11 protein-coding genes are annotated in these 13132 nt (G+C 73.4%); 5 read left to right on the top strand and 6 right to left on the bottom strand.

The genetic code is table 11. From position 1 onward, the window contains the following. Both C1J01_RS53310 and C1J01_RS39060 read right to left on the bottom strand, forming a co-directional pair. The coding region (locus C1J01_RS53310; protein WP_146615881.1) for a sensor histidine kinase at positions 1-1154 on the bottom strand (1154 nt) is incomplete at its 3' end. Beyond that, positions 1151-1861 (bottom strand): response regulator transcription factor, encoded by a 711-nt coding sequence (locus C1J01_RS39060; protein ID WP_111183990.1) that lies wholly within the window; start codon positions 1859-1861, stop codon positions 1151-1153. The genes C1J01_RS53310 and C1J01_RS39060, both read right to left, overlap by 4 nt. Positions 1862-1983: 122 nt before the next feature. Between C1J01_RS39060 and C1J01_RS39055 the strand changes: the two genes are divergently transcribed. Then, positions 1984-2793, top strand: a complete 810-nt coding sequence (locus C1J01_RS39055) for a phosphotransferase (protein WP_111183994.1) — start codon at positions 1984-1986, stop codon at positions 2791-2793. Here C1J01_RS39055 and C1J01_RS39050 read toward each other — a convergent pair. The 3 genes from C1J01_RS39050 to C1J01_RS39040 form a co-directional block, all read right to left on the bottom strand. Beyond that, on the bottom strand, positions 2762-3661 hold the full coding sequence (locus tag C1J01_RS39050; protein ID WP_111183989.1) for a carbohydrate ABC transporter permease: 900 nt from the start codon (positions 3659-3661) through the stop codon (positions 2762-2764). The genes C1J01_RS39055 and C1J01_RS39050 overlap by 32 nt on opposite strands. Positions 3662-3663: 2 nt before the next feature. After that, complete coding sequence (locus tag C1J01_RS39045) at positions 3664-4509, bottom strand: carbohydrate ABC transporter permease (RefSeq protein ID WP_111183993.1); 846 nt, start codon at positions 4507-4509, stop codon at positions 3664-3666. A 74-nt stretch (positions 4510-4583) separates the two neighbouring features. Then, positions 4584-5894 (bottom strand): extracellular solute-binding protein, encoded by a 1311-nt coding sequence (locus C1J01_RS39040; RefSeq protein WP_111183988.1) that lies wholly within the window; start codon positions 5892-5894, stop codon positions 4584-4586. Positions 5895-6302: 408 nt separating this feature from the next. On the opposite strand from C1J01_RS39040, the gene C1J01_RS39035 reads away from it, so the two are divergent. The 3 genes from C1J01_RS39035 to C1J01_RS39025 are packed head-to-tail and all read left to right on the top strand — an operon-like array spanning position 6303 to position 10856. Continuing rightward, positions 6303-8735, top strand: coding sequence for a beta-xylosidase/alpha-l-arabinosidase (locus C1J01_RS39035; RefSeq protein ID WP_111183987.1), 2433 nt, complete (start codon positions 6303-6305; stop codon positions 8733-8735). Then, a complete protein-coding gene (locus C1J01_RS39030) occupies positions 8719-9738 on the top strand; it encodes a LacI family DNA-binding transcriptional regulator (RefSeq protein WP_111183986.1) in 1020 nt (339 codons plus the stop codon). Before C1J01_RS39035 ends, C1J01_RS39030 begins: the two co-directional genes overlap by 17 nt. A 38-nt stretch (positions 9739-9776) precedes the next feature. Beyond that, entirely contained in the window at positions 9777-10856 is a 1080-nt protein-coding gene (locus C1J01_RS39025; RefSeq protein WP_220040321.1) for an NAD(P)-binding domain-containing protein, read from the top strand. Positions 10857-10887: 31 nt separating this feature from the next. Here C1J01_RS39025 and C1J01_RS39020 read toward each other — a convergent pair whose 3' ends face one another. Continuing rightward, the gene (locus C1J01_RS39020) at positions 10888-11526 is read right to left on the bottom strand and encodes a GNAT family N-acetyltransferase (protein ID WP_111183985.1); all 639 of its coding nucleotides are present in this window, start codon (positions 11524-11526) and stop codon (positions 10888-10890) included. A gap of 132 nt (positions 11527-11658) precedes the next feature. Here C1J01_RS39020 and C1J01_RS51570 point away from each other — a divergent pair. Then, positions 11659-13132 (top strand): serine/threonine-protein kinase (locus C1J01_RS51570; protein WP_220040320.1); only part of this gene is annotated, 1474 nt, incomplete at its 3' end.

The following is a 13132-nucleotide window of genomic DNA, read 5'->3' as shown; positions in this document are numbered from 1 at the left end:
CTCGAAGCGCGGGAGGCCGGGAGGGGGGCGGTGACCGTTACTCGGACGGGTGTGCCGGAGGGTGTGTGGGTGACGGCGTTGGCGAGCAGGTTGGCGAGGATCCGGTGCAGGCCGTGCTCGTCGCCGGTCACGAGCACCGGCCCTTCCCCCAGGACCAGTTCGACGGCGCGCCCGGGGTCACGGGCGCGCGCCCCGTGCACCACGTCGCCCGCGATGACGTGCAGGTCGACCTCCGACAGCTCCGGCGCCCGCTCCTCGTCCAGCCGGGCGAGCAGGAGCAGGTCCTCCACCAGCACGCCCATCCGCTCGGCCTCGCCCTCGATGCGGCGCAGGATGCGGCCCACCGCCGGGTCCGGCTCCGCGCCGCCGTGCCGGTACAGCTCGGCGAACCCGCGGATGGACGTCAGCGGCGTGCGCAGCTCGTGCGAGGCGTCGGCGAGGAAGTCGCGCAGCCGCCGCTCGGAGCGTTCCCGCTGGCGCAGGGCCTCGCCGAGCCGGCCGAGCATGACGTTGAGCGCCTGGCCCAGCCGCCCGGTCTCGGTCCGCGGGTCGCTGTCGGCCACCCGCCGGTCCAGGTCGCCGGCCGCGATCGCGGTGGCCGTACGCTCCATCCGGGTCAGCGGGCGCAACCCGAGCCGCACGACCGCCAGCGCCACCACGCCCAGCAGCACCAGCACCAGCGCGCCCGCCGCCGCCTCGATGAGCAGCAGCTGCCGTACGGTGCTCCGGTTCGGCTCCAGGGACATCGACACGGCCGCCCGGTCGCCGTTCGGCAGCCGCACCACGAGCGTGCGCCACTCGCCGGCCGTGAAAGGAGCGGGCGGCACGGCGGAGATCGCGCTCGCGGGCACGTCGGGCCCGTCGCCGGAGCCGGGCAGCCGGCGGACGACCGAGCCCGCCGCGGTGTAGACGGCGACCCGGAAGTCGGTGGGCAGCTCCACCTCGCGCCGCGGCGGCGGCGCCGGCGCGCCGGGTGGCGGGGGCCCTTTCCTGAACGTGGCGGCGAAGCCGGTGAGCTGTGTGTCCACCCTGGCCAGCAGCGACCGGTCGAGCAGCAGCACCCCCGCCGCCGCGAACACCGCCAGCGCCGCCGCCGACAACCCCAGCAGCGCGGCCAGCAGCCGGTGGCGCAGCGGCCAAGGACGTCCCATCATCGCCCCCGGTCCATCAGGTCGAGGTCGCGCAGCGAGTAGCCGACGCCGCGCAGCGTGTGGATCAGCGGCGACCCGAGGGCGTCGATCTTGCGGCGCAGGTAGCTGATGTACGACTCCACGATGCGGCTGTCGGCGCCGAAACCGTGGTCCCACACCCGGTCGAGGATCTGCGACTTGCTGACCACCCGCTCGGCGTTGATCATCAGGTAGCGCAGCAGGGCGAACTCGGTCGGCGACAGGTGGACGCGCCGCCCGGCCCGCCGTACGACATGGGTCTCCTCGTCCAGTTCGAGGTCGGCGTAGCGGAGCAGCCCGTCGTCGAGCGCCCGCTCACGCGGCCCCGTGCGGCGCAGGATCGCGCGGATGCGCAGCACCACCTCCTCCAGGCTGAACGGCTTGGTGACGTAGTCGTCGCCGCCCGCCGACAAGCCCGCGATCCGGTCGGCCACCGTGTCGCGCGCGGTCAGGAAGAGCACCGGCGGCCCGCCGCCGTCCGGGCGCAGCCGCTGCGCCACCGCGAACCCGTCGAGGTCGGGCAGCATCACGTCCAGCACGATGAGGTCGGGGCGGTCGCGGCCGACGTGCCGCAGCGCCTGCGTGCCCGACGCGGCCGTGCGCACGCGGAAGCCGCTCACCCGCAGGGCGTCGGTGAGGAGTTCGCGGATGTTGGGCTCGTCGTCCACCACGAGCACCACGGGGGCGTCCATGACGCCTAGTTGTATCCGCTCTATCTGGGTGTTCGGTGAAAGTGCAGGAGAAAAAGGGCGCGCGTGAGCGCCGGGGCGCGTGGCACACTGACCGGCGGGTCCGGCGTGACGGGGGAGTGGCGGTGACCGGCGAAGAGGTGCTGACCGGCGGCGGGGTCAACCACGTCGTCAGGGCCGGCGACACCGTACGCCGCCCCGCCGGGCCGTGGACGCCGGCCGTGCACGCGCTGCTGCGCCACCTGCGCGAGCGCGGGTTCACCGGCGCGCCCCGCGCTCACGGCCTCGACGAGCAGGGCAGGGAGATCCTCGACTTCGTGCCGGGGGAGACCGCCGACCACCCGCTGCCCGGCTGGGCGAGGGCCGACGGCGCGCTGACGGGCGTCGCGCGGCTCCTGCGCGGCTACCACGACGCCACCGCCGGGTTCGCCGCGCCGCCGGACGCCGTGTGGTACTTCCCGCCGGTCGAGCCGGCGGAGGTGATCTGCCACGGCGACGTGGCGACGTACAACTGCGTGTTCCGGGAGGGGCGGCCGGTCGCGTTCATCGATTTCGACACCGCCCACCCCGGCCCGCGCGTCTGGGACGTCGCCTACGCCGCCTACCGGTTCGCGCCGCTGGGTGATCCCGGCCACGCCGGCGCCCGCCCGGTGGAGGAGCAGGCGCGGCGGCTGCGGCTGTTCGCCGACGCGTACGGGCTCGGCGACGACGACCGGCGGGCGCTGGTGCCGACCGCGCGCGCCCGCCTCGACCACCTGGTGCGCCACATGCGCGAGAGGGCCGCCGCGGGCGACGCGGCGTTCGCCGCCCACGTCGCCCGCGGCGACGACCGCCTCTACAGCGCCGACATCGCGCACCTGGCCCGGCACGAGCCCGAGCTCACGGGTGCTCTCACAGGTGCGCTCACTTGCCGAAGCCCGCGGTCAGACCGCTGAGCAGCTGGCGGCGGCCCACGACGTACAGGACGAGGATGGGCAGCGTCGACAGCAGGACCGAGGCGAGCACCGCCGGCACGTTGATGCTGTACTCGCCCTGGAACTCCGCGAGCGCCAGCGGCAGCGTCCGCATGTCGGGGCTCTGCGTGAGGACCAGCGGCAGCAGGAACCCGTTCCAGATCTGCAGCGCGTTGTAGATCGTCACCGTCACGACCGCCGGGCGGGTCAGCGGGAACGCCAGCCGCCACAACATGCGCGACTCGGTGGCGCCGTCGATGCGCATCGAGTCGAACAGCTCCTTCGGCACGTCGCGCAGGAAGTTCGACAACACCAGCACCGACAGCGGGATGGAGAACGCGATCGACGGCAGGATCATCCCCATCAGCGTGTCGTACATGCCGAGCCGGATGATGATCAGATAGATCGGGATGATCGTCGCCTGCAGCGGGATGGCCAGGCCCATGAGGAAGAGCGAGTTCGTCCACCGCAGGAAGCGCCCCGACCCGCCCCGCACGATCGCGTACGACGCCATGAAGGACACCAGCACCGCCGGGATGACCGCGCCCAGCGTGACGATCACGCTGTTGACGAAGTACATCGGGAAGTCCGCCTCGATGACCATCTGGTAGTTGGTCAGCGTCGGCTCGCTCGGCGGGACGAGCGGGTTCTCCATGTAGTAGTTGCTCTGCGACTTGAAGCTCGTGATGACGATCCAGTAGATCGGCACGATCACGATCGCCAGCCAGATCCAGCTGATCAGGCCCGCCACCCAGTTGGGCCGCGCGCTGCCCCTGCGGCGGTTGCGATGCCGCCCGGGCGGAGCCGTGGCCGTGCTCTGCGGGCCGCTGCTGAGGATGGTGGTCGCCATGGTCACATCCCCTCGAGCTGGCTGTGGCTGTTGTCGCGCCCGCCGAGCCGGCGCAGGAACAGCGCCAGGGCGAGACCGACCAGGACCAGGATGACCGCGATCACGCTCGCCGGGCCCATCAGGTTCGCCTGGAAGCCGCGCTTGTACATGTCCAGGGCGAGCACCCGCGTCGCGTCACCCGGGCCGCCCGCCGTCAGGACCCAGATCAGGTCGAAGAACGTCAGCGAGCCGACGACCATGAGCGTCGACGACGTGATGATCGTGTACTTGAGCTGCGGCAGCGTGATGCTGAAGAACATGCGCACCCGGCCCGCGCCGTCCAGCTCGGCGGCCTCGTACATCGTGCGCGGGATCTGCCGCACCCCGCCCTGGTAGATCAGCGAGTGGAACGGGATGAACTGCCACGACACCACGAAGATGACCACGCCGAAGGCCAGCCACGGCTCGCCGAGCCAGTCCTGCGTCAGCAGCGGGATGCGCAGCCCCGCGCCGAGCCCGAAGTTCGGGTCCAGCAGGGCCTTGAACGTGATCGCGATGGCCGCGGAGCTGAGCAGCAGCGGGATGAAGTACAGCACCGACAGCACGGCACGGTAGCGCTGGTGGCCCGCCAGGAACACGCCGAGCAGGATGCTCGCCGGCGTCTGCACCGCCCAGGAGATCACGATCACCAGGAACGTGATCCACAGCGCGTGCGGCAGGCCGGGGTCGGACAACACCGACCGCCAGCTGTCGAAGCCCGCGAAGCTGATCGTGCCGAGGCCGTCCCACGAGGTGAAGCTGAGGACGAGGACGCCGGCCAGCGGGATCACGCCGAAACCGGCGAAGAACACCAGGGCCGGCAGGGCCATCCAGGAGAGCGAGCCGCCACGGCTCCTGTCGTCCCCGGCTTTCGCGGAGGCCGTGGCGGAGGTCGCCAGCGCGCTCACTTGCCGATGACCGCGTTCATGCTCTCGACGAACTGCTGCGGCGAGATCGACAGCTGGAACAGCTTGGAGATGTTGTCGAGCAGCACCTCGGCTGCGGTCGGGCTGAGCGCCTGGTCCCACGACTGGCCGAACGTCTTGGCGTTGGCGGCGATGTCGTAGACGAAGTTGAGGAAGTCGGCGTCCTCGGAGCCGGCGAAGTGGGAGTTGGCGCCGTTGACGATGGGCACCGCGCCGGTCGCCACCCATTCCTTGACCGACGTGTCGCTGATCAGCTCGGTGGAGAAGAACTTCTTGGCGATCTCCTTCTGCTCCGGGGTCGCCTTGGAGGAGATCGACATGTACTGGCCGGGGTTGCCGACGGTGTTGCCGGGGTCGCCCTTGCCGCCCTCGACCGGCGGGAAGTTCATGTAGCCGAGGTTGCCGCCGGAGACGAAGTCGCCGCCGTCCTGCTTCATGCCGCCGTAGGTCCAGCCGCCGTGCAGCATCATGGCGGCCCGGCCGGTGTACAGCAGCGCCTGGTCGGCGTTGGAGTCGGCGGTGATCGAGGAGAAGCCCTTGATGAAGCCGTTGGCCTTGACGAGCTCCTGCGTCTTGGTGAGCGCGTCGATGGCGGCCGGGTTGGACCAGGCGTCCTTCTCACCGTCGAAGACGGCCTGGAACACCTCGGGGCCGCCGATGCGGTCGAAGAGGAACTCCAGCCACATCATGTTGGTCCAGCGCGACTGGCCGCCGAGCGAGAACGGCGCGATGCCGGCCTCGTTGAACTTGGGCACCAGGGCCATGATGTCGCCCCACGACTCGGGCGGCGCGGCCTTGATCTTGTCGAAGGCGCGCTTGTCGTAGTAGAGGACGATCGGCTGCATCGTCTCGCACGGCATCGCGTAGATCTTGCCGTCGACGGTGGCCGCGCCGAACGACGACGGGAACAGCCGGTCCTTCACCGCCGGGTTCTCGTCGAACCACGAGGTGAGGTCGTCGACCTGGCCCGCCTGCACGTAGCTGCGGAGCGTGCCGCCGCCCCAGCCCCAGATGAGGGTGGGCGCCTGGCCGGCGCCGATGGCCGTCTTGATCTTGGTCTTGAAGGCGTCGTTCTGGAAGGTCGTCCCGACGATCTGCCCGTTGGGGTTCGCCTTGTTGAACCGCTCCATGGTGCGCCGGCGCACACCCTCCTGCGGTTCGGTCGACAGGTACCAGTAGGTGGCGCTGCCGGCAGGGGCCTCCCCACTGCCGGTACCGCCGCCGGCCCCGGCCTGGGTAGGTCCGGGGCTGCCGCAGGCGGCGAGGGTGGCTCCCAGGGGCAGGCCCATGGAGAGGCTGAGGAAAGTGCGGCGAGACGTTGTCCTGGACTCCACGCTGATCTCCGTACTCGAGTGCCGCGGGCTGGGGCGCGGCTCGTTGATCATCGGATGCGGTGGCCGCCGGCCGTGGCCCGGCGCGTCGCCGGGGCCACTGGTCGTGTCCTCCTGATGTCAGATCACCGAAACATTTTCGACATGACCGAGTGGCTCGCCAATCTAGGTTTCGGCAATTGGTGTGTCAAGACCTTGTCGATCACGAGACCCCTGGATATCCCGAGCGTCACGTGTAAGGTACTTTCGCGCGGGTCTTTCGCCGGAGGCTGGACCGGCGGAGAAACCGCGCGGTGGTCGTCCATCGGCATCGAAACATTTTCGAAAACTTCTGGCAGCACCGCATTTTTGAAGGAGAGCAAGTACATGACGGCTCTAGATCGGACCCCGTCGGCGGACCGGGCCCTGCGCCCGTGGCAGGACCCGGCGCGGCCCGTGGCCGACCGAGTCGAGGCGCTCCTTGCCGAGATGACGCTGGAGGAGAAGGTCGGCCAGCTCGGCAGCCGGTGGATCGGCAACGACATGCAGGAGCCCGAGCCCGAGCCGGGGGCCGAGCCGCTCAACGTCGCGCCGATGCAGGACGTCTTCGCCGCCTCCGGCACGGTGCCCCTGGAGGAGGCCGCCCGGCACGGCCTCGGCCACCTGACCCGCGTCTACGGCAGCACCCCGGTGACGCCGGCCGAGGGCGCCGCGGAGGTCGTCCGCCTGCAGCGGGCCGTCGTCGAGCGGTCCCGGCTGGGCATCCCCGCGATCGTCCACGAGGAGTGCCTGACGGGCTTCACCGCCTACGGCGCCACGGTCTACCCGGCGGCCATCGCCTGGGCGGCCACGTTCGACCCCGGGCTGGTCGAGCGGATGGCCGCCGCCATCGGCCGCGACATGCGCGCCCTCGGCGTACACCAGGGTCTGTCGCCGGTGCTCGACGTGGTGCGCGACTACCGGTGGGGCCGGGTCGAGGAGACCATGGGGGAGGACCCGTACCTCGTCGCCATGCTCGGCTCGGCGTACGTCCGCGGCCTGGAGAGCGCCGGGATCATCGCCACCCTCAAACACTTCGCCGGCTACTCCGCCTCGCGTGCCGCTCGCAACCACGGCCCCGTGCCGATGGGCCGCCGCGAGCTGATGGACATGATCCTGCCGCCGTTCGAGACCGCGATCGCGCTCGGCGGGGCGCGCTCGGTGATGAACTCCTACTCCGACGTCGACGGCGTGCCCGCCGCGGCCGACCCCTGGCTGCTGACCGAGGTGCTGCGCGAGGAGTGGGGCTTCGGCGGGACGGTGGTCTCCGACTACTGGGCGGTCCCGTTCCTCGCCACCATGCACCGCGTCGCCGCCGACCCCGCCGAGGCGGGCGCGCAGGCGCTGTCCGCCGGCATCGACGTCGAGCTGCCCGACACCCTCGGCTACGGCCGGCAGCTGGCCGAGCGTGTACGCCGCGGCGAGCTGCCCGAGTCGCTGATCGACCGCGCCGCCCGCCGCCTGCTCACCCAGAAGGTGGAGCAGGGGCTGCTCGACCCGGGCTGGTCGCCGGAGGCCTCGGTCACCGGGGCCGACACCGTCGACCTCGACTCGCCCGCCAACCGCGCCCTGGCCAGGGAGCTGGCCGAGCGCTCGATCATCCTGCTCGACGCGGGCACCGCCCTCCCGCTGCTCGGCGAGGGCCGCACCGCGCCGGGCCGGGTCGCCGTCGTCGGGCCCGGCGCCCACGACCCCCGCACCTTCATGGGCTGCTACGCCTTCCCCAACCACGTGCTGCCCCGCCACCCCGGCCTCGGCCTCGGCATCGAGGCGCCCAGCGTGCTCGACGCGCTGCGCGAGGAGCTGCCCGGAGCGGAGATCCGCTACGAGAAGGGCTGCGAGGTGCGCGGCGACGACCGCTCCGGCTTCGCCGCCGCGCTCGCCGCGGCCCGCGACGCCGACGTGTGCGTGGCCGTGGTCGGCGACCTGGCGGGCCTGTTCGGTCAGGGCACCTCCGGTGAGGGCTGCGACGCCGAGGACCTGCGGCTGCCCGGCGTCCAGGCCGACCTGCTGGCCGAGCTGTCCGCCACCGGCACGCCGGTCGTCGTGGTCGTCGTCTCCGGCCGCCCGTACGCGCTGGGCGAGGTCCACGAGCGGGCCGCCGCGCTCGTGCAGGCGTTCATGCCCGGCGAGGAGGGCGGCGCGGCCATCGCCGGCGTGCTGTCCGGACGCGTCCAGCCGGCGGGCCGGCTGCCCGTGCAGATCCCGCGCACCCCCGGCGGCCAGCCGGGCACGTACCTGCAGCCGCCGCTCGGCACCGACAGCCACGGCATCAGCAACCTCGACCCGACCCCTCTCTTCCCCTTCGGGTACGGCTCCTCCTACACCTCCTTCGAGGTCGGCGACCTCGAACTCAGCGAGACCGAGGTGCCCACCGACGGCGAGTTCACCGCCTCCGTCACCGTGCGCAACACCGGCGGGCGGGCCGGTGAGGAGGTCGTCCAGCTCTACCTGCACGACGTGCTCGCCCAGGTCACCCGGCCGGTGCGGCAGCTGACCGGGTTCGCCAGGGTCCGCCTGGAGCCGGGCGAGAGCAGGCGGGTGAGCTTCCTGGTGCACACCGACCGCACCGCGTTCACCGGCCGCGACCTGCGGCGCATCGTCGAGCCCGGCGACGTCGAGGTGTTCGTCGGCACGTCCGCGGCCGACCTGCCCTGCCAGGGCGTCGTGCGGCTGACCGGCCCCGTCCGGCACGTCGGGCACGACCGCAGACTCGTCACACCTGTCGAGATCAGTCCTGGCGCGCAACCGCAGGGGGGTGCCGATGACGGCGAGTCGTAGGCGTGCCACGCTGGCCACGGTCGCGGCGTCGGCCGGCGTGTCGGTCGCGACCGTGTCCAAGGTGCTCAACGGCCGCAGCGACGTCTCGCCCGCGACCCGCTCGCTGGTGCAGGCGGTGCTGCGCGAGCACGACTACGTCGCCCCCGCGCCGCGCCGCGAGGTCGCCGGGCTCGCCACCGTCGAGCTGCAGTTCGACGCCCACCTCAACGCGTACTCGACGGAGATCGTCCAGGGCGCCGTGGCGGCCGGGGCCGAGGCGGGCGTCGGCATCGTGGTCAGCATCGGCAACGGCGTCGAGCGCACCACCGCCTGGGCCCGCGAGCTGGTCGCCGCGGGCCGGCGCGCGCTCATCGCGGTGACCAGCCAGATGAACGCCGGGCAGCCGGCCGCCCTGGCCAGGGCGCGGCTGCCGCTGGTGCTCATCGACCCGCTCAACCTGCCGCGCACCCGCGTCACCAGCATCGGCTCGACCAACTTCGCCGGCGGCCTGGCCGCCACCCACCACCTGCTCTCCCTGGGCCACCGCCGCATCGCCTACGTCGGCGGCCCGGCCACGGCGGGCTGCAACCAGGCGCGCCTGCACGGCTACCGCGCCGCCATGGAGTCGGAGGGCGCGCCCGTGCTGCCCGGCTACGTGCGCTCGGGCCACTTCCGCTACCACGACGGCGTGGAGGGCGGCGCGGCCGTGCTCGACCTGCCCCGGCCGCCGACGGCCATCTTCGCCGGCAGCGACGAGATGGCCGTCGGCATCATGGAGGCGGCCAGGGCGCGCGGGCTGCGCATCCCCGAGGATCTCAGCATCGTCGGCTTCGACGACACCCAGATCGCCCAGGTGACCTCGCCGCCGCTGACCACCGTCCGCCAGCCGCTGCGCGAGATGGGCGGCGTCGCCCTGCGCACCGCGCTGCGCCTGGCGGCGGGGGAGAAGGTCGACTCCCACCACGTGGAGCTGGCCACCGAGCTCGTGGTGCGCGGCTCGACGGCGCCCGCCCCGCCGGGCTGACGGGAAGAGCGCGGGCGCGGCCGCGGTTGCAGATCCTCGTGGAGGAGATCGTGGAGGAGAGCGAGGTCGTCGTCATCGGCGCCGGGCAGGCGGGCCTGTCCAGCGCCTACTTCCTGCGCCGCTTCGGGTACGCGCCCGTCGTGCTCGACGCGGCCGACGGGCCGGGCGGGGCGTGGCGGCACCGCTCGCCGTCCCTGACCATGGAGAAGGTGCACGGCATCTTCGACCTGCCCGGCGTCCGCCGCCCGCCCGGCGGCGGCGACGGCGGCCGGCCGGCGGCCGAGGTCGTCCCGGGCTACTACGCCGCCTACGAGCGTGAGGTCGGGCTCGACGTGCTGCGCCCGGCGCGGGTCGGCGCCGTGCGGCGCGGGCCGGGGGAGCGCCTGGTCGTCGAGTCCGACGCGGGCGTGTGGGCGGCGCGGGCCGTGGTCAACGCGACCGGCACGTGGACGCGCCCGTACTGGCCGTACTACCCGGGGCGGGGCTCCTTCGCCGGGCGGCAGCTCCACTACGCCTGGTACCGGGGGCCCGAGGAGTTCGCGGGGCGGCGCGTGGTCGTCGCCGGCGGCGGCGCCTCGGCCATGCACGTGTTGTCCGAGGTCGCGGGCGTGGCGGCGGCCACCACGTGGGTGACGCGCCGGCCGCCCGTGCTGGAGGAGGAGTTCTTCAGCGAGGAGGCCAGGCGCGCGGCCGTCGCCAAGGTCGAGGAGCGCGTGCGCGCCGGGTTCCCGCCGCAGAGCGTCGTCAGCGTGACCGGGCTGCGCTACAGCGTCGCCCTCAGGGAGGCGCTGGCGAAGGGGGCGCTGGAGCGGCTGCCGATGTTCGACCGCATGGTGGCCGGCGGCGTCGCCTGGGACGACGGCGGGTTCGTCGCGGCCGACACGATCGTCTGGGCCACCGGGTTCCGCTCGGCGCTCGACCATCTCGCGCCGCTGCGGCTCAGGGAGCCCCAGGGCGGCATCCGCGTCGACGGCACGCGCGTCGTCAGGGAGCCCCGGTTGCAGCTCGTCGGCTACGGCCCTTCGGCCAGCACGATCGGCGCCAACCGGGCCGGTCGCGAGGCGGCCCGCAATGTCCGCGACCACCTGACCGCGCGCTCCTCCCGGCCGGCCGCCTGACGACGCCTGGCGTTCCCGCGCCGGGGCGGCTTCAGCTCTCCGCGACGCCGAACGCGGTCCAGGAACGGTCGGGGAAGCCCGCCGCCTGCGCCACGGCCGCCGACGCCACGTTCGTGACGGCGTGCATGTACGTCGGCACCGCGCCCTCGTCCAGCACCCGGCGGGCCGCCTGCGCCACCAGCCGCCGGGCCAGCCCGCGCCCGCGCATCCCGCGCTCGGTGACCACCGCCAGCTCGTGGCCGTACGGGTCGTGGCGCTTGATCCCCACCCCGGCGAGGTGCTGGCCGGTCTCCGGGTCCACGGCCACCAGGACCTCCCCGCCGAACGGCCACAGCCACTCCGGCACACCCGGCGCGGTCGCGGGCACCCACTGCCCGGTGTCCTCCAGCGGCGCGGGGCTCGTCGTCCAGCGGAAGACGGCCTCGAACCAGCCGCGCTCGGCGTACCCGACGAGGGAGGGCACCTGCCGCAGCGAGGTCGCGGCGGCCACCCGCGTCACGTGCTCGGGCGGCACCGACAACACCGCGCCGTCCGGCGTGCCGACGCCCAGGGCCGGGTGGACGCGGCCGTCCCAGCCGGGCTTGGTGCGCCGGTCCGAGCCGATGACCTGCAGGTCCTCCTGCGGCGGCCACGCGCCCAGCCAATGGCGCAAATGATCAGATATCGACACGAACTTACTATAAGGAGCGGAAACCGTATCGATCGCGGCGGGGGCCGGTCACGGGCGAGAAGGGGGTCGACACGTCCCGTGACACCGGTTAGCTTCCTGACATAAGGATCTTTATCCGGTCAGGAGGGCCGTATGGATGTTCCCGGTTACACCGAGATCCGGGAACTCGGGCACGGGGGAACCGGGCGGGTCATGCTCGCCGTACGCGACTCCGACGGCCTGCTCGTCGCGATCAAGCACTTGTCCGAGACGTTGCGCGCGGATACCGAGTTCGTGGCGCGGTTCCGCGCCGAGGCCGAGCTCATCGGTGAGATCGACAGCCCCCACACCGCCCGCGTGCTCGACTACGCCGAGGGCGAGGACGACGCCGTCATCGTGATGGAGCTGGTCGACGGCGTCACCCTGCGGCGGCTGCTGGAGCACGAGGGCCCGACCGGCGCCGAGGCCGCGCTCGTCGTGCTGAAGGGCGCGCTGCTCGGGCTGGCCGAGGCGCACCGCCGCGGGGTCGTGCACCGCGACTTCAAGCCGGAGAACGTCCTGGTGACCCCGGACGGCGGCAGCAAACTCGTCGACTTCGGCGTGGCGGCGCGGGCGGGCGAGACGGCGCCGCGCGTGGGCACCCCCGCGTACATGGCCCCCGAGCAGTGGGACGACGCGCCGGCCGGCCCGGCGACCGACGTGTACGCCGCGACCCTGGTCTTCTACGAGTGCCTGACCGGCCACCGCCCCTTCCACGCCGACGACATCGCCGCGCTCGCCTACCAGCACCTGCACGTGCCGCCGCCGCTGGAGGAGATCGACGAGCCGCTGCGCCCGCTGGTCGGCCACGGCCTGGCCAAGGAGCCGGCGCGGCGCCCGGAGTCGGCCGAGGCGTTCCTGGCCGAGCTGGAGGAGGCGGCGCGGGCCGCGTACGGCGAGGAGTGGGAGCCGCGCGGCCGGGCCGGGCTCGCGACGCTGACCCTGCCGCCGGCCGCGCTGCTGCCGGGAGCGCCGACGGGAGCGTTGCCGGATGCGGGTGGAGACGGCGGCGTCACGAGCCTGTTCCACAACGCGCTCACGCCCGCGGGCAAGCTGGCCATGACCGGCGGGCTGGTGCTCGCGACGGCGGCGGCGGTGACGGCCGCGTTCGTGATCTGGAGCGAGCCGCCGGGGCGGAGCAGCGGCAGCGCCCTGCCGCCCGCCTCGCCGGTCGCGCCCGCAGCGCCCGCGACGACGTCCGCCCCGCCCACGCCGGCCGTGTCGCGTACACCGTCACCGGATCGTACGCGGTCGCCGGACCGTACGCCGTCGCCGGAGCCCACGCTGAGCGAGGCGACCGGGCCGCCGGTCGTCTCGCGGCCCGTGACGGACGCGCGGCCGCCGAGCCGGGCGCCCGTGCGGAACGTGGCGGCGCCGCCGAGCCGGCCGACGCGTGCGCCGGCCACCCGGGAGCCCACCCGCGCGCCTGAACCGACGCGGTCGCAGCGGCCGGAGCCGAGCAGCCCGCCGTCCACGAGCTCGCCGGAGACCCGGCCCGACGAACCGCCCGCCACGGTGCCCGACGATCCGCCGGACGGCCCGCCCGGCGGCGGTGAGGAGCCGCCGCCCGCCACGCAGGCGCCACCCC

The organism is Nonomuraea aridisoli, from assembly GCF_003236395.1.
Lineage (GTDB): Bacteria > Actinomycetota > Actinomycetes > Streptosporangiales > Streptosporangiaceae > Nonomuraea > Nonomuraea aridisoli.
The sequence above is the reverse complement of the archived record's forward strand: the minus strand, read 5'-3'. Positions and strand labels throughout refer to the sequence as shown.

Excerpts from the sequence above, each read along its gene's own strand:
- C1J01_RS39060 (WP_111183990.1), bottom strand. The coding sequence starts at position 1,861 with ATGGACGCCCCCGTGGTGCTCGTGGTGGACGACGAGCCCAACATCCGC.
- C1J01_RS39050 (WP_111183989.1), bottom strand. The coding sequence starts at position 3,661 with ATGGCGACCACCATCCTCAGCAGCGGCCCGCAGAGCACGGCCACGGCT.
- C1J01_RS39045 (WP_111183993.1), bottom strand. The coding sequence starts at position 4,509 with ATGGCCCTGCCGGCCCTGGTGTTCTTCGCCGGTTTCGGCGTGATCCCG.
- C1J01_RS39040 (WP_111183988.1), bottom strand. The coding sequence starts at position 5,894 with ATGGGCCTGCCCCTGGGAGCCACCCTCGCCGCCTGCGGCAGCCCCGGA.
- C1J01_RS39035 (WP_111183987.1), top strand. The coding sequence starts at position 6,303 with ATGACGGCTCTAGATCGGACCCCGTCGGCGGACCGGGCCCTGCGCCCG.
- C1J01_RS39030 (WP_111183986.1), top strand. The coding sequence starts at position 8,719 with ATGACGGCGAGTCGTAGGCGTGCCACGCTGGCCACGGTCGCGGCGTCG.